Origin of the sequence: Kitasatospora sp. NPDC005856 (genome assembly GCF_040629945.1) — a bacterium.
Lineage (GTDB): Bacteria > Actinomycetota > Actinomycetes > Streptomycetales > Streptomycetaceae > Kitasatospora.
On record NZ_JBEXWT010000006.1, the window covers coordinates 131065 to 153514 of the forward strand.

A 22450-nucleotide genomic window follows, 5' to 3' on the forward strand; every position below is an offset into this window, starting at 1 on the left:
AGCGGAGACATCTAGACGTCTAAATGTGTAACCCGTTCCGGGGTCCTCGGGCAAGCCTCGATCGGTGCATCCCTCCATCCCACCCCCGCCGGCGGGCCGCCGCGACCCGGGGCGACCCAGGCGGCCACCGGTGGCACGGACGACCCGGGCGGCAGACGCGGGCTCCGTAGGATCGGGCCCGTGGCGACGAACCCCTCGAGCTCCCCGAACACCCCGGTGTACCGCCGCCTGGCCCGCCGGCTCCAGGAGCGCATCGACGCCGGCACCTACCCGGCCGGCACCCGGCTGCCCAGCGAGTCCGAGCTGAGCGCCGAGTTCGGCGTGAACCGGCTGACCGTGCGGCAGGCGGTGGCGGAGCTGGAGCGGGCCGCCGTGGTGGAGATCCGCCGGGGCGTGGGCACCTTCGTCCGCCCGCCCGCCGTCCGGGTCTCGATCGCCGTGGACCCGCGCAGCCAGCGCTTCGACCTCGGCAGCGTGCTCACCGCGCTGCCGAACGAGGAGGGCACCGACGGCGAGTTCGTGGTGGCCGCTCCGCCCGTCACCGGCTCGCCGCAGGACGCGGAGGCGGCCCGCCAGCTGGGGCGCGCCCCGGCGGAGCTGTCCCGGGTGGACTCGGTGATCCGGCTGGGCGGGCGGGCCCGGGCGGCGAGCAGCTACTGGGTGGCGTTCGGCCCGCTGCCCGCCGAGCTGGTCCGGCCGGGCCGCCGCGGGAACCTGGTGCCGGACCTGGCGCGGGCCGCCGGCGTGGAGCTGGAGTACGACTGGCGGGCCTTCGGCGCGGTCGGCGCGGACCTCGCGGACGCCGAGCTGCTGGGCATCCCGCCGGGCACCGCCCTGCTGGTGCGCGAGGGCGTCAGCTGCACCCCGGACGGCACCCCGGCGCTGTACGTGCGGCGCCGGATCGACGGCAGCAGCGCGCGCTTCGTCCTGCACTTCCGCGACCGGTAGCGCGGCCGGTGGCGCGGCCGGTCGGCGCCCCGGCGCCCCTGATAAATTCAGCGCCGGACGACCAGGCCGCACGGGGGTTGACGGAACACGGTGACCGAGGAGATCGACTACGACATACCCGTCGAGCTGGCCGAGGTCTACCTCGTCCTGCTCGCCGACGTCTCCCGCACCGGGCGGCTGCCGCGCCGCGAGGAGCTGGAGCGCCTGCGCAAGCTCGGCGAGCACTGCGCGGAGGCGGGGTACGGGCTGCGCGAGGTGGTGTCGCACTGTCTGGCCGCGGCCCGGCGGGCCTGGCAGACCCTGCCGGGGACGGCCTCCGCGAGCAGCGTCGGCGAGCTGCGCCGGATGGGCGACGCGGTGCTCTCCGCCACCGACGCCGCGCTGGCCGCGCTCGGCGAGGGCCACGAGCGGGCGCAGCGCCTGGCCGTCCGCCAGGAGGAGGCGGCCCGGCGGGAGTTCGTCGACGACCTGCTGTTCGGCCGCAGCGACCTCGGGCTGCTCGCCGAGCGCGCGGAGCGGTTCGGGCTGCGGCTGGCGGGCTCGTACACGGTGGCGGTCGCGGTGGGCGACGAGCCGTTCGCGGACGTGCATCCGCTGGTGCACCGGGTGGAGCGGGACCTGGCCGGGCGGTTCGGCGATCGGGACGTGCTGCTGGCCGGCAAGGACGGCCGGCTGGTCTGCATCGCCCCGGACTCCGAGCGGGCCGTGCTGGAGGCCTTCGCCGAGCTGACGCTGCGCCCGGGACCCGGCTACCGCCCGGTGCGGCGGGTGGCCACCGGCCGCCGGCACTCGGGGCCCAGCGGGGTGCTGCGCAGTTACGAGGAGGCGCTGGACACGCTGGACTACGCGCACCGGCTGGACCTGCCGGCCCGGCAGCTCCGGGCCGAGGAGCTGCTGGTCTTCCCGGTGCTGATGCGCGACCGGGCGGCCATGGCCGATCTGGTGCGCAGCGTGCTCGGCCCGCTGACCGAGGCGCGCGGCGGCGCCCGTCCGCTGCTGGACACGATCGTGGTGCAGGCGGAGGCCGCGTACGTGAACGCGGAGGCGGCGCGCCGGCTGGGCCTGAGCGTGCGCACGCTGGGCTACCGGCTGGAGCGGATCAAGGCGCTCACCGGGTACGACCCGGCGGACGCGCTCCAGCGCTTCACGCTGGAGACGGCGGCCATGGGGGCGCGGCTGCTGAACTGGCCGGAACAACCGCTGTAGTCCCGCCTCGGCGACGGCCCGCCGCCCTGGGAGCCCGCCGCCGAACACGCGCCGCCGAACACCCGCCGCCACAAACCCGCCGCCGCAAACCCGCCGCCGCAAACCCGCGGGGCGGCGGCGGTGCCGTCCGACGGCCGTTCTGTTGCCGAGTCGTTGCAGTGTCACGCGGACCGTGCGTACCAGGGTGTCAAGAGGGCGTAAAGATTGCCGGATCCTGGCAATGTGCGGCGGGCCGCGGCACTGCCATGATCTCCCCGGCGCCGAAGCGCGGCGCCGGCGGAAAGACGGGGAGCGTGGCCGGGGTGGGGGGATTCTTCGCGGCCGCGCTGGCCTTTCCGACGGCGATGTTCAGCTTCGCGCTGGTGGTGGTGGTCGGGTACTGGTTGCTGATGCTGCTGGGCGGCCTGGTTCCCGGCGCCGTGCACGGGGGGCACGGCGGCGGGCACCACGTGGACGTCGGACACGCGGGGCACACCGGGCACCTCGGACACGGGGGACACGGGGGACACGGGGCCGGGGGGCACGCCGGGCACGGTGCCGGGGGACACGGTGCCGGCGACGGGTCCGACCGGCAGGGGGCCGGCCACCACACGGGCGTGCTGGACGCGCTGGGGCTGGGCGGGGTGCCCGTGACGGTGGCGGTGTCGCTGCTGGTCGCGCTCGCCTGGTTCGTCAGCCTGTCCGGCACCGTCCTCACCTCGGGGGCACCGGCGCGCGGCGGCGTGTTCGTCGTCGCGCTGGTCGCCGCCTGGGCGGGCACCCGGGTGCTCGTCCGGCCGCTGTCGCGGCTGTTCCCGCAGGACCGGCCGGTCACCCGGGGGGACTTCGTCGGCCGGGTCTGCGTGATCCGGACCGGCCGGGTGACGGCCGACTTCGGGCAGGCCGAGGTCACCGCGGAGGACGGCTCCACCGCGACCGTCCAGGTCCGTACGGCGACGCCCGAACCGGCCCTGACGGCCGGGCGGACCGCCCTGATCTTCGACTACGACGCCGAGGGCGAGCACTTCCTGGTGGCGCCCTTCGACCCGCCGCCCGTTTCCTGACCCCGCACCACTTCACCTGCATCCGCTTTCCTCATCACCTCTCTTCGCACCAACTCGCCATCTCGTCAAAGGACTCCGTGATGGACACCATCGCCGTGGGTTTCGGCGTGCTCGTCGCCGTCGTGCTGCTCATCGTGCTCGCCATGCTGCTGTTCGTGGGCCGCCTGTTCCAGAAGGTCGAGCAGGGCAAGGCACTGATCGTCTCCCGGACGAAGAAGGTGGACGTGACCTTCACCGGCGCGGTCGTCCTCCCGGTGCTCCACAAGGCCGAGTTGATGGACATCACCGCGAAGACGGTGGAGATCCACCGGGCCGGCCGGGACGGCCTGATCTGCCGGGACAACATCCGCGCGGACATCCGGATCTCGTTCTTCGTCCGGGTCAACAAGACCGTCGAGGACGTCGTCAAGGTCGCCCAGTCGATCGGCACCGCCCGGGCCAGCGACCCGCAGGCGATCCAGGAGTTCTTCGCCGTCAAGTTCGCCGAGGCGCTCAAGACCGTCGGCAAGCAGCTGGACTTCACCGACCTGTACACCCACCGGCACGAGTTCCGGGACCAGATCATCGCGGTCATCGGCACCGACCTCAACGGCTATACCCTCGAGGACGCGGCCATCGACCACCTGGAACAGACCCCGATGAGCCAGCTGGACTCCGACAACATCCTGGACGCCCAGGGCATCCGCAAGATCACCGAGCTGACGGCGATCGAGCACGTGCGCACCAACGAGTACCAGCGCAACGAGCAGAAGGAGATCACCCGGCAGAACGTGGACGCCCGGGAGGCCGTCCTGGAGCTGGAGCGCCGGCAGGCCGACGCGGAGATCCGCCAGCGCCGGGAGATCGAGACCCTGCGGGCCAAGGAGGACGCGGTGATCGCCCGGGTGCAGGAGGAGGAGCGGCTCAACGCCCAGACCGCCTTCCTGCGCACCGAGGAGCTGCTGGGGGTGCAGCGGGAGAACCAGGCCCGCGAGGTCGCGGTGGCGCAGAAGAACCGCGAGCGGGTGATCGCGGTGGAGAACGAGCGGATCGAGAAGGACCGCCTGCTGGAGGTCGTCGGCCGCGAGCGGGAGACCCAGCTCGCCTCGATCGCCAAGGAGAAGGAGGTCGAGTCCGCCAAGCGCGAGGTCGCCGACGTGGTCCGCGAGCGGGTCGCGGTGGACCGCACCGTCGCCGAGCAGGAGGAGGCCGTCAAGACGCTGCGCGCCACCGAGGAGGCCGAGCGGGTCCGCAAGGCCGTCGTGATCCAGGCCGAGGCCGAGGCGCAGGAGAAGCTCGTCAAGGACATCAAGGCCGCCGAGGCCGCCGAGCAGGCCGCCGCGCACAAGGCCCGCGAGGCGCTGGTGCTGGCCGAGGCCCGGCAGCGGGCCGCCGAGCTGGACGCGGCCGCCAAGATCCGGATGGCCGAGGGCATCCGGGCGGAGGCCGCCGCCGAGGGCCTGGCCCGGGTCCAGGTCCGCGAGCAGGAGGCCGCGGCGGTGGAGAAGGTCGGACGCGCCGAGGCCGTCGTGCAGAGCGAGAAGGCCAAGGCCGCCGCGCTGGAGATCGGCGGCCGGCTGAAGGCCGAGGCCGAGGGCCTGACCGAGAAGGCCGCGGCGATGGCCAAGCTGGACGAGGCCTCGCGCGGGCACGAGGAGTACCGCCTGCGGCTGGCCGCCGAGAAGGACGTCCGGCTGGCCGGGCTGGACACCCAGCGGCAGATCGCCGAGGCCCAGGCGGCGCTGGTCGCGGCCGGGCTGGAGAAGGCGAAGATCGACATCGTCGGCGGGGACTCGGTCTTCTTCGACCGGCTGGTGCAGTCGGTGTCGGCCGGCAAGAGCGTGGACGCCTTCGTCGGCCACTCGCAGACCGCGCAGACCCTGGCCGGGCCCTGGCTGGACGGGCGGGCCAGCTTCACCGAGGACCTCACCAGGGTGCTCTCCTCGGTCTCCACGGCGGACGTGCAGAACCTGACGGTGTCCGCCCTGCTGCTGAAGCTGATCGGCTCGGGCGCCGGCGACCAGGCCGGGCAGCTGCGCCAACTGCTGGAGTCGGCGCGGCAGCTGGGCGTCGCGGAGACCCCGCTCGGGGCGCTGGCCGGCCCGCTCGCCGCGGCCAACGGCTCCAGGTGACCCACCGGGCGACCGGTCGGTCCGCCGATCGCGTGATCCGACCGGTCGACCGAGCCCACTGACCAACCGATCCACCGATCCGACTGAGGAACGTGACCGTGACCGTGGACGCCCTCGACGCCCGGCTCGACGCCGGCACCTACGAGGTCCTGCGCGACCGGCTCGCCCGAGCCGCCGCCGAACTCGCCGACCGGGCCCAGGCGTTGAACGCCCGCCGGGTCGCCGAGTTCGGCGGCGGGGAGCTGCGGCTGGCCGGCACCGGGCGGCTCACCACCACCCGGTCCTGCCTGCCGCGGGACCTCACCGCCGTCGGCGGGCTGCTGCTGCTCGGCACCCAGCCGGTCGAACTCATCGACGGCACCGGGGACTTCGACGACGTCTTCGGCCTGCACCACCCCGACCTCTCCCCCGCGCCCGCCGAGGGCACCCTGCTGGACGACCCGCGGCTGCACCAGGACCTCACCGATCTGCGGCGCTACTTCCGCGACGCCCGCCTGGAGCGGCTGCGCCCGGTGGACGGCCGGCTCCTCGCCGTCTTCCGCACCGGCCCGGCCGCCGCCGACGTCCGGGTGCTGCGCTGGCGCCTGGACGGCGACCTCGCCGACGACGCGCAGCCGTCCTACCTGGACGGGCGCGGCGAACGCGACCACACCCCCGCCGACGGGCAGCAGCTGCCGTGGACCCCCCTCACCCGGGACGACCAGCTGCCCGCCGGCCCCGGCCGCCCGCCCCGCGCCGACCTCGCCGGAGAGCTGCTGGTGGGCGTCGACGGCGGTCGGCTGACCATCGCCGCCCCGGACGGCCGGGAGCTGCACCGCGAGCCGCTCGCCGAGGTGCTCCAGACCCTGGCCGACGCCCGGATCGCCCACGCCCGGCTCGGCACCCTGCTGCTGGTGCGCGTGCGCCCGTACCAGGAGGAGACCGAGCGGCACCTGGTGGTCCACCTGCCCACCGGCACCGTCACCCGGATCGACGCGCTCGGCCAGGCCTGCCTGCGGCTGCCCGCCGACCAGGGCGTGGCCTTCCCCGGCGGCTGCCACCTGGTGGACGGCACCGTGCGCGTCTTCGACCAGCCGGTCGACGGCCTGGTGTACGAGCGCACCGTCCTGTCGCCCAACGGCGAGGACGTGCTGTACGAGTTCCGCTCCCCCGCCGACGGCCGCGCCCTGCTCCAGCCGTACAACAGCGTCCGCCAGGAGGCCGCCGCCCCGCTGCCCTGCCAGGGCTACGCGCTGCTCGCCGACGGCACCCTGATCGCCCTGCGCCCGGCCGAGGACGGGCCGACCAGGCTGCACCCCGTCCAGCTCTGGCAGACCCCGTTCAGCAGCGAGCGGTTCGCCGCGCAACAGCCGCCCGGCAGCGGGCCGTTGGCCCGGATCGGCAACGCCGACCTGGTCCGCGGCCTGGCCGACTGCCTGGCCCTGGCCCGGCTGGCCGCGGCCGGCGCCGACACCCCGGCCGGCCACCAAGCCGTCCTCGCCGCCTGCACCCGCGCCGCCGACCGGCACCACTGGCTCGGCCAGAGCGGCCTCGGCGACCTCGCCGCACCGCTCGCCGAGATCCGCGACACCGCCCGGCAGGTCGTCGCCGAGTACGAGGCCGTCGCCCAGCTCACCGCGCACGCCGCCCGGCAGACCGAGGAGGCCGCCGAGCACGTCGAGGGCCTGCTGCGCACCGCCCGCGGCGAGACCCTGGCCGACGCCGCCGAGTGGGTCGACCGGCTGGCGGGACTGCGCCGCGCCCAGGGCCGCGTCGAGGCGCTGCGCGACCTGCCGCGCGCCGACGCGGAGCGGATCGACGCGCTCGCCGCACACCTCGCCGAGGGCCTGGCCGAGGCCGCCGACCGCGCCGTCGTCCAGCTCGCCGAGCCGACCGCCTTCGAGCCGCACCGGCGGCGCGCCGACGAGCTGGCCGAGCGGTGCGCCGCCATCGCCACCGCCGCCGAGGCCGAGCCGCTGGGCCTGCGACTGGCCGCCCAGAGCGAGGCGTTGCAGACCGTCTCGGAGCTGGTCGGCACCCTCGACCTGGCCGACGCCACCACCCGCACCGCCGTCCTCGACCGACTCGCCGACGTGCTCGGGCTGCTCAACCGGGCCCGGTCCGCGCTGACCGTGCGCCGCCGGGAGCTGCGCACCCGCGAGGCCGCCGCCGAGTTCGCCGCCGAGACCGCCCTGCTCGGCCAGGCCACCACCGCCGCGCTCGCCGCCGCCGACACCCCCGAGGCCTGCGACGAGCAGCTCGGCCGGCTGCTGCTGCGGATCGAGCAGTTGGAGACCCGCTTCGCCGACGCCGACCCGGCCCTCGGCGAGCAGCTCACCGCCCGGCGCACCGACATCCACGACGCGCTCACCGGCCGCCGCCAGCACCTGCTGGAGGAGCGGGCCCGGCGCGCCGACCGGCTGGCCGCCTCCGCCGGGCGCATCCTCGACACCCTGCACCGCCGGCTGGCCGCACTGGACACCGCGGAGGAGATCGAGGCGGCCTTCGCCGCCGACCCCACGGCCGTCAAACTCCGGGATCTGGCCGGGCAGTTGACCGCACTCGGCGACCGGGTCCGGGCCGAGGAGCTGACCGGACGGCTGCGCACGGCGCGCGGCCGCGCCCAGCGGGCCCTGCGCGACCGCGCCGAACTCGCCGGGGACGGCCCCGGCACCCTGCGGCTGGGCCGGCACCTGTTCGCCGTCACCACCCAGCGGCCCGAACTCGCCCTGGTGCCCTGGCGCGGACGCCCCGCCTTCACCCTCACCGGCACCGACTACCGCTCCCCCGTCACCGACCCGGCCTTCGCCGCCACCGAGCGGTACTGGGCCCGGCCGCTGCCTTCGGAGACCCCGCAGCTGTACCGCGCCGAGTACCTCGCCGCGAGCCTGCTGCCGGCCGTCGAGGCAGCGGCGCCGACCACCGACGGCGACCTGCTGGAGTACGTCCGGCGGGCCGCCGAGCAGCGCCCGGACGAGGGCTACCAGCGCGGCGTGCACGACCACGACGCCGCGCTGCTGCTCCGCGCCCTGCTCCGGCTCGGCGCCGAGGCCGGGCTGTTGCGCCACCCGGCGGGCGCCCGGGCGGCCGCGCAGCTGTACTGGGCGCACGGCACCGACGAGCGGCAGCGGCTGCTCTGGCACACCCGGGCCCGCTCGCTGGGCCTCGCCCGGCACGCCTTCGGGGGCGCCCCGGCGCAGCCGGCGCTCGCCGCCCTGGACGCGCTGGCCGCCGAACTCTCCGCCGCCGTGGCCGAGTTCGTCCCGGGCACCGAGCCGTCCGGCCCCTATCTGGTGGCCGAACTGGCCGCCGCCGCACCCAGCTTCGCCCACTCCTCGGGCGCCGCGGCACTGCTCGACAAGTTCCGCGCGGCACCCGAGTCGGCCGGCCTCACCGAGGCGCTGGCCGCACTGCCCGAGGACCCGGAGCTGCTGCCCGTACGACGCCAACTGGCCGCAGCCTGGCTGGAGTCCGGCACCGTCGACGCCGACCCGGGCGACCTCGCCGAGGCCGCCGCCGCGCTGCTCTGCCCGTCCCTGCCACGCCGGCCCGCCGAGGGGTCCGTGGGCGCCCGGATCACCGGGCTGCTCGGCGACCACCCGCGGCTCGCGGGCGGCGCGCTCGACCTCCGCCTGGACGAACTGCTCGCCAGGGTAGGGGAGTTCGAGCGGGTCGAGGTGCCCGGCTACCGGGCCTACCAGCGGCTGCGCGGCGAACTGCTGGCCGCCGAGCACGCCCGGCTGCGACTCGACCAGTACCGGCCCGCCCCGCTCAACGGCTTCGTCCGCAACCGGCTGATCGACCAGGTGTACCTGCCGCTGGTCGGCGACAACCTCGCCAAGCAGCTCGGCACGGCCGAGTCCGGCGGCCCGGTCGACCGCAGCGGCCTGCTGCTGCTGGTCTCCCCGCCCGGCTACGGCAAGACCACCCTGGTCGAGTACCTCGCCGAACGGCTCGGCCTGCTGCTGGTCTCCGTCAGCGGCCCGGCGCTCGGCCACCGGGTCACCTCGCTGGACCCCGCCGAGGCCCCCGACGCCACCTCCCGGCGCGAGGTCGAGAAGCTCAACTTCGCCCTGCACGCGGCCGACAACGTGCTGCTCTACCTGGACGACGTCCAGCACACCTCGCCCGAGTTCCTCCAGCGCTTCATCCCGCTGTGCGACGCCCAGCGCCGGATCGACGGCGTCTGGGACGGCGAGGCCCGCGAGTGGGACCTGCGCGGCAAGCGCTTCGCCGTCGTCATGGCCGCCAACCCGTACACCGAGTCCGGCCGGCTCTTCCGGCTGCCCGACATGCTCGCCAACCGCGCCGACGTGTGGAACCTCGGCGACGCCGTCGCCGGACGCGAGGACCTCTTCGCGCTCAGCTTCGTCGAGAACGCCCTGCCCGCCGGCCCCCACCTGGCCCCGCTCGCCACCGCCGAGCGCGCCGACCTCGACACCCTCCTCGCCCGCGCCGGCGGCCTGCCCGGCGGCACCCTGGCCGGCGCCTGGCCCGCCGCCGAGGTCGACCGGATGACCGCCGTCCTGGCCGGTCTGCTCCACCTGCGCACCACCGTCCTGGCCGTCAACCGCGCCTACCTGGCCTCCGCCGCCCAGGACGACCGCACCCGCACCGAGCCCCCGTTCCTCCTCCAGGGTTCCTACCGCAACATGGCCAAACTCGCCCAGCGCCTCGACCCCGCCCTCACCCGCCCCGAACTCGACGCCCTCCTCACCGACCACTACCGTGCCGAGGCCCAGCCCCTCGGCGCCGACGCCGAAGCCCAGCTCCTGAAGCTGGCGGAACTGCGGGGCGTGCTGACGGAGGAGCAGGCCGCGCGCTGGGCGGAGTTGAAGCGCTCCTGGCGGGAGCGCGGGCGAACCCCCGAACGTCCTTGATCCGAAGGGTGCTCGGGATCGGCCGGTCCCACCGGCCCGATCCGATCACCCGACGATTCCTCCGTTCGGGGAAAACGGCTACGGCGGCGGGTAGTCGGTGCGGGTGGGCGGGTAGTTCGGCCGTATGAGCGCTGAGGGACTCGATCTGGGCGGGTTGCGCAGGGTGTACGGGCGGGCGGGGAGCCGGTGGTTCTACACCCGGGTGGCACGCAACGCGCGGCACTGGGGATGGACGGAGCCGGGGCAGTCGAAGTGGCGGCTGTGGCGGGCGCAGCGGCAGTTGCAGGACGTGCTGGGGCGCAAGCTGGCGCTGCCGGCGGGGGCGCGGGTGCTGGACGCCGGGTGCGGGACGGGGTCCGTCGCACAGGCGATGGCGACGCGGTTCGGGCTGACGGTGACCGGGGTCGACGTCCTGGACTTCCACCTCGCCGAGGCGCGCCGGCTCGGCGCCCGGGCGGGTTCGGACGGGCGGGCCACCTTCCACTGGGGCGACTACCACCGGCTCCCGTTCGGCGACGGGGAGTTCGACGGCGCGTACTCGATGGAGACGCTGGTCCACTCCTACGACCCGGCCCGGGCGCTGGCCGAGTTCCACCGGGTGCTGCGCCCGGGCGGGCGGCTGGTGCTGCTCGGCCCGATCAGCGTCGGACCGCTGGACGAACTGGCGCCGCGCCCACGGGCGTTGATCGAGTCGTTCCTGGAAGCGATGACGATGACCGGCGCCAGGATCTACCACGCCGGCAACCTGTCGCGGCTGCTCGGCGAGGCCGGGTTCGAGGTCGAGGAGGCGCTGGACGCGACGCCGTACTACACGCCCACCTTCGAGGCGGTGCACGCCTACTTCCGGCTGCCGTGGGAGGTGGTGCGCCGCATCGGCGATCCGGCCAAGTGGATCAATCTCCGGTCCACGGTGGAGATGTACGAGGTCCGCGAGCACGTCGCCTGGTACGTTCACACGGCCGTCAAGCCAACGAGGTGAACACTGCGGGCCTCGGTGCGGATCATCGAGCAGGACCGTCCGGTGCCGGCCCACGAGCGGTACCCGGAAGCCCGGGGACGGAGCGCCCCTCGGCCCGCCAGCGCCGTACCAGCTCCGCGTAGATGGGCGTCTCCGGACCGGGCTCCGCGATCGGCGTCACCGGTGCCACGGGTACGACCGGCATCACCGGCATCACCGGCATCACCGCCGTCGGAGGCGTCCACGGCTGTTCCGGCGGCCTGTCCGGGACTCCGCGCAGGATCGTTTCCTCACCCGGCCGTCGCTCCGGTACCGGCAACCTCCCGAATCCACTCACACCCACCCAACGCACCCCGCCCGCGCCGGGACACGGTCACGTCAACCCGGCGCGCGGCAGGTCAACCCCCTGCGGGGCGTGGCCGGGTGCGCGGGAAGTCGGCCCACCCGACTTCCCGCGCACGTCCCGCCCTCCCCGCCGCGGCAGCCTCCCGTTACCGCCGCCGCCCCGCCGCCAGCAGCTCGGGCACGCTGGCGAGCTTCACCCGGGGCCGCCCCTCGACCTCGCCCCGCTCGCGTTCCGCGCGCTCCACGGCCCGCAGCTCCCGCAGTCCCACCGCGTCGGGCCGCCGGTGCCGCACCAGCCGTTCGAAGTCCTTGCGCCCCGCCCCGGGGGCCGGCAGTGCCCGGGCCGCCGCGTCGTCCAGCAGCGCGTCCACGGTCTCCCGCGCGCAGGCCCGGTTGGCGCCGATCCCCCCGGACGGCCCGCGCTTGGCCCAGCCCACCACGTACGTGCCCGGCAGCGGCCGGCCGGTCTCCGGGTCGACGACCCGCCCGTCCCGGTGCGCGACCGTGCCGGTCCGCTCGTCGAACGGCAGCCCGGGCAGCGGTACGCCCCGGTGCCCGATGGAGCGCACCACCAGTCCGGCCCGGAGCACGTCCCTCTCCCCCGTGCCCTCGACCAGGCCGTCCGCCGCCAGGGTGGTCCGCTCGACGGTCAGGGCCTCGACCCGCCCGTCCCCGGACAGCTCGACCGGCGCCGACAGGAACCGCAGCACGATCCGCCGCCCCGGCCCGGGCTCCGCGGCCCCGTCGTACGCCACCAGCGGCAGCCCGGCCAGCAGCGCCGCCCTCGAATCCGTACCGGCCGCCGAGCCCGGACCCGCCCCCGAGCCGCCCCCCGCCGCCTCGATCGCCGCCCGCACCTCCGGGTGGTCCTCCACCACCACCTCGACGCCCGGCAGCTGTCGCAGCGCCAGGAACTCCGCCCTGGTCCACGCCGCCTGCTCGGGCCCGCGCCGGGCCAGCAGCACGACCTCCCGGACCCGGCTGCGGCGCAGCGCGGCCAGCGCGTGGTCGGCGATGTCGGTGGCGGCGAGCCGGTCGGGGTCGGTGAGCAGGACGCGGGCGATGTCCACCGCGACGTTGCCGTTTCCGACCACCACCACGCGCTCGGCCGCCGTCAGGTCCACCACGTCGGCGGGTACGGTCGGTTCGGCGTTGTACCAGCGGACGAAGGCGGTCGCGGGCAGGCTGCCCGGCAGGTCCTCGCCGGGGACGTCGAGCCGCCGGTCGGCGGCCGCGCCGACCGCGTAGACCACCGCGTGGTGGTGCGCGGCGAGTTCCTCGTGGGTGACGTCCGTACCGATCTCCACGTTGAGGTGCATCCGCAGCCGGGGGTCGCGGAAGACACTCGCGAAGCTCTCCGCGATCCGCTTGGTGGACTGGTGGTCGGGCGCGACGCCGTACCGCAGCAGACCGCCGGTGACCGGCAGCCGGTCGATCATGGTGATCTCGGCGCTGGTGCTGCGCAGCAGCTCCTGCGCGGTGTACCCGGCGGAGGGACCGGTGCCGACGACGGCGATCCGCAGCGCGCCGAGCTCGTCCGGCAGGCTGCGCGGGAAGGTGGGCGCGCCCCAGGCGTGGTCGCTGGGGTGGTCGCGGAACCAGTCGCGGTTGAGGTCGCCGAACACGGTGTCGGGCCCGCGCAGCCGGTCGACCGGGAACACCGCGTCGACCGGGCAGGCGTCCGCGCAGGCGCCGCAGTCGATGCACGCCCGCGGGTCGATGTACAGCATGTCGGTGGTGCCGAACTCCGGCTCGTCCGGGGTCGGGTGGATGCAGTTGACCGGGCAGACGGACACGCACGAGGCGTCGTTGCAGCAGGTCTGGGTGATCGCGTAGGCCATGGCCGGAGTGGGGTCCTCGCTGCGCGTGGGGGATGGGAGGGCGTCGTCGCGGCGGTCCGTCAGAGCATGTGGATCCGGCGGTAGACGGCCGCCGAGCGGCTGGTGAGCAGCCCGGTCTCGGCGAGGAAGGCCATCAGGTGCCGGGAGCTGGTGCGCATCATCGCCTTGCGGTGCTCGCTGGCCCGCACCTCGGCGAGCGCCCGCTGCACGTCGAGCCCGGCGGCCTTGTAGACGCCGGGGTGCACCATGCTGGTGACGATGACGTACGCGCCCACGGCGATGCCGGTGGCGGAGGCGCGCCGGCGGGCGGGGCTCGCGTGGCGCATCCGCTCGCGGATCTCCTGCCGGGCGAACTTCATGTGCCGGGACTCCTCGACCACGTGGATCCGGGAGGTGCCGCGGACGATCTCCAGGACGTTCTCGCCGCGCATCCAGTCGCGCTGCATGACGTCGAGCACCTCTTCGGCCACCAGGATGCCGCCGTAGGCGAGTTCGCCCTTGGCGAGCGCCTTGAAGGCGCGGCCGGCCTGGGCGATCAGCTTGTGCGGGCGGTAGGCGGGGACGCCCATCTTGGCGCAGGCCCGGGCGAACATGATCGAGTGGCGGCACTCGTCGGCGATCTCGGTGAGCGCGAACTGGAACTCGGCGCCGGCGGGGTTCTTGAGGTACTGGTCGCGCAGCACCATCTGCTGGAGGATCATCTCGAACCAGATGCCGGTGTTCATGATCGAGCAGACCTCGTGCCGGGTGAGCGTGACCCGCTGCCGCTCGGTCATCTCGTTCCACAGCCGGGTGCCGTAGAGGGTGCTCCACTCCGGGTTGAGGCCGTAGTGCTCCTCCGGGAGGGGGGCGTCCCAGTCGATCTCGGTCGAGGGGTCGTAGGAGAGGGCGGCGGCCGACTCCAGCAGCCGCTTCGAGACGTCGTCGTCGGCCTTGGTGTGGCCGCGCCCCGTCTGCCAGGTGAGAGCCATGGCTGCCTCCAGGTGCCTGTTCCGCGGGCTCCCGCTCACCCGCTTATTAGACGGACAGTACAATAAGAGCCGGTTGCCGAGAACCCCCCGTGCGTCAACTACCCGGCGTGCGGACATGCGGTTCGCGCCTCCCTTTCCGGCACGCTCCGAACTCGCCCCCGCCCCCGCGCGGCTCCGCACCCCGCTCAGGTGCCGCGCCGGTCCTCGGCGTCGAAGGCCGCCAGGGCCCGCGCCCCGGGCTCCAGGGCCCGGCGCAGGGCGGCCAGGACATCGGGCTCCAACCCGCCCACCGCTTCGGCGAGTTCCTCCGTGGCGTCATGGGCGATCTCGGCCGCCACCGCCTCCACCGGGGTGCGGGGCCCCAGTTTGCTGACGGCGGCCGCGGCCCGGGCGGGGGTGAGCAGGGCGGAGGCCTGAACCAGGAGCCAGGCCGGGACGCCGGCCGCGCCCCGGGGCGGCGGGAGGTACGGGCGGGCGCCGTCGTAGCGGTCGTCCTCGGCGAAGGTCTGCTGCTTGACCTTCACCAGCGGGCGGGCCGTGCCCGACTCGTGCCACTCGCCCGCGGGTTTGAGGACGCACCCCTCGGCGAGGTTGTCCGGCAGGTCGGGCAGGCCGAAGAGCGCGGGCACCCGGGTGGGAAAGCGCACCGGCAGGTCGTGCAGGGTGTTCAGGGGGCCGTGCCCGAGCAGGGGCACGCAGGTGAGCCCGACGGCCCGCGCGGCCGTGCGCAGGGTGCGGTCGGCGATCCACCAACGGCCTTCGGGCGTCTCGACGGTGGCGTCGAACGGCAACCAGCGCAGGCCGGGGGCGTACCAGACGCCGGTCTGGACCGGTTCGACCCCGGGGACGGCGGGCACCTCGGGGTGCGGGTAACGGCCGCCGGCCAGTTCGCCGTAGATCGTCACCACCGTGGCGGGACCCCGGGGTTCGCGCACCGCGGCGGCGAACCTGGCCGCCGCGACGGACAGTCCGGGCCAGATCCGGCTCACCCCGAAGAAGCCGTCCAGCCCCTCGTCGTCCAGCAGTTCACGCCGCTTCGCGGCCCGCACCGAGCCGCCCTCGCAGACCACCGCGAAGTGCGCCCCGTGCACCTTCTCGGCCGCGGTCCACTCCCGGCTGCCGGGCCCGCCCGAGCGGCCGCGCGCGGGGATCTTCGGGTAGGGCCGCAGCTCGGGCCCGTCGGACACCGTCTCGAACACCGTCTCGGACACGGACGGAATCCTCGCCGCCGGGCCCGCCGCCTGGCAACAGGGATTCCGGGGGCGGGCGACCGGCGGGGACGGACGAAGAACGGGACGGACGAAGAACGGGGGCGGAGTCGACGGGGACGGGGACGGTCAGAGCCCCCAGCCCGCCCGCAGCCGCGCGAAGGCCTCGTGGAACCCCGGGAAGGTCTTCCGCACGCAGCCCGGGTCGTCGAAGGTGATGCCGGGCGTGCGCAGCGAGGTGACGGCGAAGGACATCACGATCCGGTGGTCGGAGTGGGTGGTGATCCGGGCCGGGCGCGGGGTGCCGGGCCGGATCTCGATCCAGTCGTCCCCGGTGGCCACGGTGATGCCCATCGCGCGCAGGTTGTCGGCGCAGGCCTGGAGCCGGTCGCACTCCTTGACCCGGGTGTTGTGGACGTCCTCGATCCGCACCGGGCCGGTGGCGAACGGGGCGATGGCCGCGAGCGTGGGCATGGTGTCGGAGATGTCCCGCATGTTGACGGTGATCCCGCCGAGCGGGCCGTCGCCGGTCACGGTGGTGAGGTCGTCGCCGATGTCCACCCGGGCGCCCATCCGCCGCAGCACGTCCACGAACCGCAGGTCGCCCTGGAGCGCGTCCCGGCCGAGGCCGGGGACGGTGACCGCGCGGCCGGCCAGCGCGGCCGCGGCGAAGAAGTAGCTGGCCGTGGAGGCGTCCGGCTCGATCGGGTGGTCGGCGGCCCGGTAGCCGCCGGCGGGCACCTCGAACACCTCGCCCGCCGGGGTCCGCTCCCGCTTCACCTCGACCCCGAAGGCGCGCATCATCGCCAGGGTGATGCCGATGTACGGGGCGGAGACCAGCCGGGTGACGGTGATCCGCAGGCCGTCCCGGGTGAGCGGGCCGAGCAGCAGCAGCGCGGTCAGGTACTGCGAGGACTGTCCGGCGTCCAGGGTGAGTTCACCGCCGCGGACGCCGTCGGCGACGACCGTCAGCGGGTGGTGCCCCTCGGCCTCCTCGTGCCGCAGGTCCACGCCCAGCTCGCGCAGCGCCCGGGTGAGCGGGGCGAGCGGACGGCGGCGCATCTGGGCGGAGGCGTCGAAGCGGTAGGTGCCGTGGCCGGCGGCGACGAGGGTGGGCAGGAAGCGCGCGGTGGTGGCACCGTCCCGGCAGTACACCTCGGCCTCCGGCACGGCGGGCCCGGACGGGCGGCCCTCCACCTGCCACGCCTGCGCGGCCCGCCCGATCCGGTACCCGAGGGTCTCCAGCCCCTGCGCGAAGCCTTCGGTGTCGTCCGAGGACAACGGGCGGCGCAGGGTGGTCACGCCCTCGGCGGCGGCGGCCAGGAACAGGGCCCGGGCGGTGATGGACTTGGAACCCGGGATCTCCACAGCAGTCACGGCAGGCTCTCCCAACACGAGTGTCCGACAGGTGTCTCCGGTGACGTCGGGCCCGATCCTGCCTCACCCGGCCGCCGCCTTCGCCGACCATCCACGGACCGGACGGTGACGGAACGGACCGGACGGTGACGCGGGCGACAACAGCGGGCGAAGGATCAGCGGTCGGCCCGGTGGGACGGCGGGAGGCCGGCGCGCAGCCTGCGGATCGTCCGCAGGACCTCGTCCCGGTTCTTGGCCGACTTCACCCAGGCGGGCAGCCGGGCGACCAGGCTCAGCGAGCCGGGCACCGAGGTGCGTTCGCGCAGGCCGGCCCCGACGTAGGACTCCAGCAGGTCGAGGTGGGCGGGGTTGTACGCCCACAGCCGCCGGCCGCGGACGTCGGCGTCCAGCCAGAGCGGCAGTCGGAAGTACGGGTCGACGGGCCCGCCGAAGGTCCGGCAGGCCGGGAAGGCGTCCACGGCGTGCCCGCAGCCGCACCGCAGCAGCCGGCGGGTGTGCTCCCGGTCGCCGATCCGCCGGTGCTCGCAGGTGCCGCCCAGCCGCGCGAGGACGACGGCGCAGCCCCCGCACTTCGGGCAGCGGACGAGCACCTCGTCGGCGAACTCGTGGAGCCTGGTCCCGGGGTCGGTGAAACGGCGCTCCACCGCCCCCGCCTCCGTGCCACCCGCCATGCCCGCCTCCGCACTGCCCGCCGCCCTGCTCGTTGATCATCCCATCGGGGCGGGTGCGCGGACCCGCGGCCGGGTCAGCAGCGCGCCCAGAGGCCGGCCAGGTGCGTGTGCAGGACCTCCTCGGCCTCCGCCACCGTCCGGTGCCCGACCAGGACGTGCGTGGTGAGCCCGTCGGCGAGGGCGAGCAGCGTACGGGCCTCGGTGCGCGCCACCACGGCACCGCCGGCGGTCTCCCCGCCGATCACCGATCCGCCGACGACCTCCCCGCCCGCGGCCTCCGCGACCAGCCGCACCATCAGCTCCTCCAGCGCCGCGTAGCTGCTCCGCAGGGTGGCCGCCAGCGCCGGGTTGACGGCGGCTCCGGCGACGAAGGCGAGCCAGATCCGGGCCTCGGCCCGGTGCTCCTCGCGCAGCAGCGCCACCTCGCCCGCCACCAGGCCGAGTTCGACGGCCGCCGACTGCGCCGGGCCGGCCACGAGCCGGCTCCGCACCCGCTCGGCGACCCGCTCGCCGACGTCCGCGAGGGCGAACAGGAGCATCTCCTCCTTGGTGCGGAAGCAGCGCTGGACGGCTCCCATCGAGACCTCCGCCCGGGTGGCGACGTCCCGCAGGGTGACGCCCTCCAGCCCGTGCTCGTCCACCAGCAGACAGACGGCCTCGGCGATCCGCCGGCGCCGGCCCTCGTGGTCCACCTGCTTCGGCATCCCGGTCTCCCTCCGCGCTTCCTTCGGTTCCTTCGGTCCACTTTTTATTCGATGCAAGCGTATCGGTTCCCGGGCTAGGGTGACCTCGTTCCGATGCGACCGCATCGGAACCAGTCGAGGAGAGCCGAGGAGACCGTCATGCCCCTGTGGAGCAAACCCGCCACCGAACTCGCCGCCGCCGTGCGCACGGGCGAGGTGTCGGCCCTGGACGTGGTGGACAGCCACCTGGCCAGGATCGCCGAGGTCAACCCGCACCTGAACGCCGTCACCCGGCTCCTCGCCGACCGCGCCCGCGCGGCCGCCCGGGACACCGACCGCCGCCGGGCCGCGGGCGAGGAGCTCGGCCCGCTCGCGGGCGTGCCGTTCACCGTGAAGGAGAGCACCCCGATCGCCGGCGTGCCCAACACCTTCGGCACCCCGCGCTTCCTCGACCACGTCGCCGACGCCGACGCCGTCCCGGTGGCCCGGCTGCGTGCGGCCGGGGCGATCCCGATCGGCCACAGCAACCTGCCGACCCTGATCCTCGCCGGGATGCACACCCGCAGCGAGCTGTACGGCGACACCCGCAACCCCTGGGACGCGCGCCGCACCCCCGGCGGCAGCAGCGGCGGGGACGGCGTGGCCGTCGCCGCCGGCATGGCCCCGCTCGGGCTCGGCAACGACTCCGGCGGCTCGGTCCGCGTCCCCGCCTCCTTCTGCGGGGTCGCCGCCCTGAAGCCGACCACCGGCCGGTTCCCCGCCGACCAGCGCCTGATCGGCCCGGACGACCCCGGCCCGGCCTCCCAGGTCCTGGTCACCGACGGCCCGTTGGCCCGCACGGTCGCCGACCTGCGGCTCGCCTACGAGACCCTGGCGGGCACCGACCCGCGCGACCCGCGCGCCGTGCCCGTCCCGCTGTACGGGGAGCCGCTCGACGCCCCGGTCAAGGTCGCCGTCGTCGCCGACCCGGGCGGCCACGCCGGTCACGGCGGCCAGGGCGTCCACCCCACCGTCCGCCGCGCCGTCGAGACCGCCGCCGAGGCGCTGCGCGACGCCGGGTACGACGTCCGGGAGGTCCCCGACGTCCCGCGGATGGAGGAGGCGCTCGACACCTACCACCGCCTCGCCGTCACCGAGTTCGCGCCGAGCTGGCCCGTCGTCCGGCAGCTGCTCGGCGAGGGCGGCGAGCGCTACATCGACCTGACGATGCGCAGCGCGCCGCCCGCGGACGCCGCCGGCCTGATCCGGCTGATGAGCACCTGGACGGGCATCCGCCGTTCCTGGACGGAGTTCCTGCACGAGTACCCGCTGGTGCTGGGGCCGGTGTTCACCGAGCCGCCGGTCGAACCCGGGCTGGAGTCCCGCGACCAGGCGGGCCGCGACCGCGTCGCCTCGGCCATGCGGCTCTGCTCGGTGACCAGCTTCGTCGGCGTCCCGGCCGTCGCCGTCCCCACCGGCCTCGCCGCGGACGGCCTGCCGACCGGCGTCCAGCTCATCGGCCGCGCGTTCCGGGAGGACCTGTGCCTGGCCGCCGCCCAGGCCGTCGAGGACCGTCTCGGCACCCTCACCCCGATCGACCCCCGGCCGTAACGGCCCGTCCGGCGGGGACCACCCGGTCGCAGCGGCCGGACGGGAACCGCCGGACGAGAACCGCCGGACAGGAACCACACCCGCCGGCAAGGGCCACCCGCGCCGGCGCGGACGCCCCCGACGCCCGCGGCTCACTCCCGGCCGGCGGCTCGCCTACGCCCCCGGCAGCCCCGGCACCACCAGCCCGCTCTCGTACGCGATCACCACCGCATGCGTCCGGTTCTGCGCGCCGAGCTTGCTCAGCACGTTCCCCACGTGCGTCTTGACCGTCTCCTGGCTGACCGCGAGCGTCTGCGCGATCTCCGGGTTGGACAGCCCGGTCGCCATCAGCCGCAGCACCCCCTCCTCCCGCCCGGTCAGCGCCGCCCGGGGCAGCGCCTCGGCCGAGTCCAGCGGCCGGGCCGCGACCATCCGGCGCAGCGCGGCGGGGAACAGCACGGCCTCCCCGGCCGCCACCACCCGCACGGCCTCGGCGATCTGCGGGACGGGCCGCCGCTTGAGCACGAAGCCGCTGGCACCGGCGCTGAGCGCGGCGGTGACGTAGCCGTCGTTCTCGAAGGTGGTGATCACCACGACCTTGGGCGGGTCGGCGCGCTCCCCCGGCGGGCCGTCCTCCCGCAGCAGTTCGCGGGTCGCGTCGATCCCGTTGCGGCGGGGCATCCGCACGTCCATCAGCACCACGTCCGGCCGCAGCCGCCGGACCTGCTCGACCACCTCGACGCCGTCGGCGGCCTGCCCGACCACCGTGATGCCCGGCTGGGCGCCCAACAGGGTGCCCAGCCCGCTGCGGGTGACGGGGTCGTCGTCGGCGATCAGCACGGTGACGTCCGAGGACGCGTCCGCCCCGGGGCCGCTCACGCCGACCGCCGGATCGGCAGCCGGACCGCCAGCCGCCACTGCCGCTCGCCGTACGGGCCCGCCTCGAACTCGCCGTGCAGCAGCCGCACCCGCTCGGCGAGGCCGGGCAGCCCGTGGCCGGAGGTCGGGAAACCGCGCGAACCCGGCCCGGCCCCGCCGCCGTCCGCCCCGCCGGCCACCCCGTTGACCACGCTCAGCTCCAGCGCCTCCGGCCCCGCCGCCACCCGCAGCTCGATCGGCCCGCCGGCCCCGTGCCGCAGCGCGTTGGTCAGCCCCTCCTGGACGATCCGGTACGCGGCCCGGGAGAGCGTGCCCTGGACGAGCGCCAGGTCCCCCGTGGTCTGCGGCTCCACGACCGCGCCCGCGTGCCGCAGCCGGTCGACCAGTTCGGGCAGGTCGGTGAGGGTGCGGGTCGGGGCGGTGCCGGAATCCTCCTCGCGCAGCACGCCCAGGACGTAGTCGAGGTCCTCCAGCGCGGCCCGGGTGGACTCCTCGATGCTGCGCATGGCGGCCCGCGCCGCCACCGGGTCGGCGGCGAGCACCTCGCCCGCGACGGCCGCCTGGATGGTGGCGGCGGTCAGGGTGTGCCCGATCGAGTCGTGCAGCTCGTGGGCCAGCCGGTTGCGTTCGGCCAGCAGTCGCTCCCGCTCGGCGGCCATCGCGAGCCGCTCGGCCGGCGAGGGCCCGAGCAACCGGGGCGCCAGCGACCGCAGCGCACCCGACACCCCGGCGAACAGGGCCGCCGCGAGGAGCAGGCTGAGCGCCGCGACCACCCAGGCCCAGACGCCCGTCACCTCGGTGGACCACCCGAGGAGGCTCACCCGCGCCTCGCCCGACGCCCACCGCCCCGGCAGTGCCATCCCCATCACGAGCAGCGTGCCGCCGACGATCAGCACCGTCCACCCCAGCGCCACGTGCACGACCAGGAACGCCGGCGTCCGCCACCGGTCCCCTCGCGCGGCGCCCTTCACCGGGGCGGGCACCGCGACACCCAGCAGCCGCCGCGCCCCCGCCGCCAGCACCCGGCGCACCACCCGGGGCAGCCCGGCCACTGCGAGCAGCACCGCCCACACCGGCAGCCCCGCCCAGGCGGCTTCCGGCCGGCCGTCCACGCCCAGCGTCAGCGCGAGCGCCAGCATCGCCACCGGCAGCCCGGCCAGCGCCCCGAGCACCGCGAACAGCACTCCCGTGTACGTCGACCTGCGCAGCAGCAACCGCATTCCCTTGATCATGCTCGCCAGTATCACCGGCCGCCCCGCCCCGGCCCTCCCCCGATCGAGGGAGGATCTCCGACCGCCTCGCACCCGTCCCAGCCACCCCGGATTCGACCGGAACGCGACCACTCGTTCGCATGAATCCGACCCGAAGCCGCCTCCGTCTCTCCGGAGTTCCAGACCATCGCATGAATGACGATCAATCAAAAGCTCTTCCGACAAGGCCTGTTGGCGACAGCGGCCTCCACCCTCACCGCACTGGCCGCGGCGGCCGCCCAGGCCGCACCCGCCCAGCGGGACGACGGACCGCTCCGCTACCGGGTGTCCGTCCGGGCCGCCGGGGCCTGGGTGCCACCCCCCGGCCTGGCCTCCTTCACCGTGCACATCGGAGGCACCGGCGGCGAAGGCGGCCCGGGGGACGCGACCCGGTAGCGGGGGCCCGGACCGGCCGCCGGCCGGCATGCGAACGAGCCGACGGGACCAGGCCGTTCCATGGCGACGGCCGTCGACAGCGCGGGTGCCGCCGTCGGCGACGCGCAGGGCCCGGACCGGAACCGGACCACGGCC

Annotated in this window: 16 protein-coding genes; 8 read left to right on the forward strand and 8 right to left on the reverse strand. The window is 75.4% G+C overall.

What is annotated here, in order from left to right; all coding sequences use genetic code 11:
* Positions 1-180 precede the first annotated feature (180 nt).
* The 6 genes from ABZ449_RS06430 (at position 181) to ABZ449_RS06455 (ending at position 11146) form a co-directional block, all read left to right on the forward strand.
* Positions 181-948, forward strand: coding sequence for a GntR family transcriptional regulator (locus ABZ449_RS06430; RefSeq protein ID WP_360341082.1), 768 nt, complete (start codon positions 181-183; stop codon positions 946-948).
* A gap of 90 nt (positions 949-1038) precedes the next feature.
* Complete coding sequence (locus ABZ449_RS06435) at positions 1039-2154, forward strand: helix-turn-helix domain-containing protein (protein ID WP_360341085.1); 1116 nt, start codon at positions 1039-1041, stop codon at positions 2152-2154.
* 293 nt (positions 2155-2447) lie between these two features.
* Positions 2448-3197: a hypothetical protein gene (locus ABZ449_RS06440; protein WP_360341088.1), complete on the forward strand. Its 750-nt coding sequence runs from the start codon at positions 2448-2450 to the stop codon at positions 3195-3197.
* An 80-nt stretch (positions 3198-3277) separates the two neighbouring features.
* Positions 3278-5308 carry a flotillin family protein gene (locus ABZ449_RS06445; protein ID WP_360341091.1) on the forward strand — a complete coding sequence of 677 codons (2031 nt, stop codon included), beginning with the start codon at positions 3278-3280 and terminating at the stop codon, positions 5306-5308.
* Positions 5309-5406: 98 nt separating this feature from the next.
* On the forward strand, positions 5407-10167 hold the full coding sequence (locus ABZ449_RS06450) for a DNA repair ATPase (RefSeq protein WP_360341094.1): 4761 nt from the start codon (positions 5407-5409) through the stop codon (positions 10165-10167).
* Positions 10168-10291: 124 nt separating this feature from the next.
* Positions 10292-11146, forward strand: a complete 855-nt coding sequence (locus ABZ449_RS06455; protein WP_360341097.1) for a methyltransferase domain-containing protein — start codon at positions 10292-10294, stop codon at positions 11144-11146.
* Between the two features lie 470 nt (positions 11147-11616).
* Here the strand turns inward: ABZ449_RS06455 and ABZ449_RS06460 are convergent, their stop codons facing one another.
* The 6 genes from ABZ449_RS06460 to ABZ449_RS06485 all read right to left on the reverse strand — a co-directional run bounded on the left by ABZ449_RS06460 (position 11617) and on the right by ABZ449_RS06485 (position 18242).
* Positions 11617-13311: an FAD-dependent oxidoreductase gene (locus tag ABZ449_RS06460; protein WP_360341100.1), complete on the reverse strand. Its 1695-nt coding sequence runs from the start codon at positions 13309-13311 to the stop codon at positions 11617-11619.
* Positions 13312-13370: 59 nt separating this feature from the next.
* Positions 13371-14282, reverse strand: a complete 912-nt coding sequence (locus ABZ449_RS06465; protein WP_360341103.1) for a diiron oxygenase — start codon at positions 14280-14282, stop codon at positions 13371-13373.
* A 185-nt stretch (positions 14283-14467) separates the two neighbouring features.
* A complete protein-coding gene (locus ABZ449_RS06470; protein WP_360341106.1) occupies positions 14468-15493 on the reverse strand; it encodes an RNA ligase family protein in 1026 nt (341 codons plus the stop codon).
* 126 nt (positions 15494-15619) lie between these two features.
* Positions 15620-16867 carry a 3-phosphoshikimate 1-carboxyvinyltransferase gene (gene aroA / locus ABZ449_RS06475; protein WP_360341109.1) on the reverse strand — a complete coding sequence of 416 codons (1248 nt, stop codon included), beginning with the start codon at positions 16865-16867 and terminating at the stop codon, positions 15620-15622.
* A gap of 155 nt (positions 16868-17022) precedes the next feature.
* A complete protein-coding gene (locus ABZ449_RS06480) occupies positions 17023-17538 on the reverse strand; it encodes a hypothetical protein (protein ID WP_360341112.1) in 516 nt (171 codons plus the stop codon).
* A 74-nt stretch (positions 17539-17612) separates the two neighbouring features.
* Positions 17613-18242: a TetR family transcriptional regulator C-terminal domain-containing protein gene (locus tag ABZ449_RS06485; RefSeq protein WP_360341115.1), complete on the reverse strand. Its 630-nt coding sequence runs from the start codon at positions 18240-18242 to the stop codon at positions 17613-17615.
* Between the two features lie 138 nt (positions 18243-18380).
* Between ABZ449_RS06485 and ABZ449_RS06490 the strand changes: the two genes are divergently transcribed.
* Positions 18381-19811: an amidase gene (locus ABZ449_RS06490; protein ID WP_360341118.1), complete on the forward strand. Its 1431-nt coding sequence runs from the start codon at positions 18381-18383 to the stop codon at positions 19809-19811.
* A 153-nt stretch (positions 19812-19964) separates the two neighbouring features.
* Here the strand turns inward: ABZ449_RS06490 and ABZ449_RS06495 are convergent, their stop codons facing one another.
* Together ABZ449_RS06495 and ABZ449_RS06500 are read right to left on the reverse strand one after the other, a co-directional pair.
* The gene (locus ABZ449_RS06495) at positions 19965-20669 is read right to left on the reverse strand and encodes a response regulator transcription factor (RefSeq protein WP_360341121.1); all 705 of its coding nucleotides are present in this window, start codon (positions 20667-20669) and stop codon (positions 19965-19967) included.
* Positions 20666-21901 (reverse strand): histidine kinase, encoded by a 1236-nt coding sequence (locus tag ABZ449_RS06500; protein ID WP_360341124.1) that lies wholly within the window; start codon positions 21899-21901, stop codon positions 20666-20668. The genes ABZ449_RS06495 and ABZ449_RS06500 overlap by 4 nt, the downstream gene beginning before the upstream one ends.
* 174 nt (positions 21902-22075) lie before the next feature.
* Here ABZ449_RS06500 and ABZ449_RS06505 point away from each other — a divergent pair, with 174 nt between their 5' ends.
* Entirely contained in the window at positions 22076-22315 is a 240-nt protein-coding gene (locus ABZ449_RS06505; RefSeq protein ID WP_360341127.1) for a hypothetical protein, read from the forward strand.
* Positions 22316-22450 lie beyond the last annotated feature (135 nt).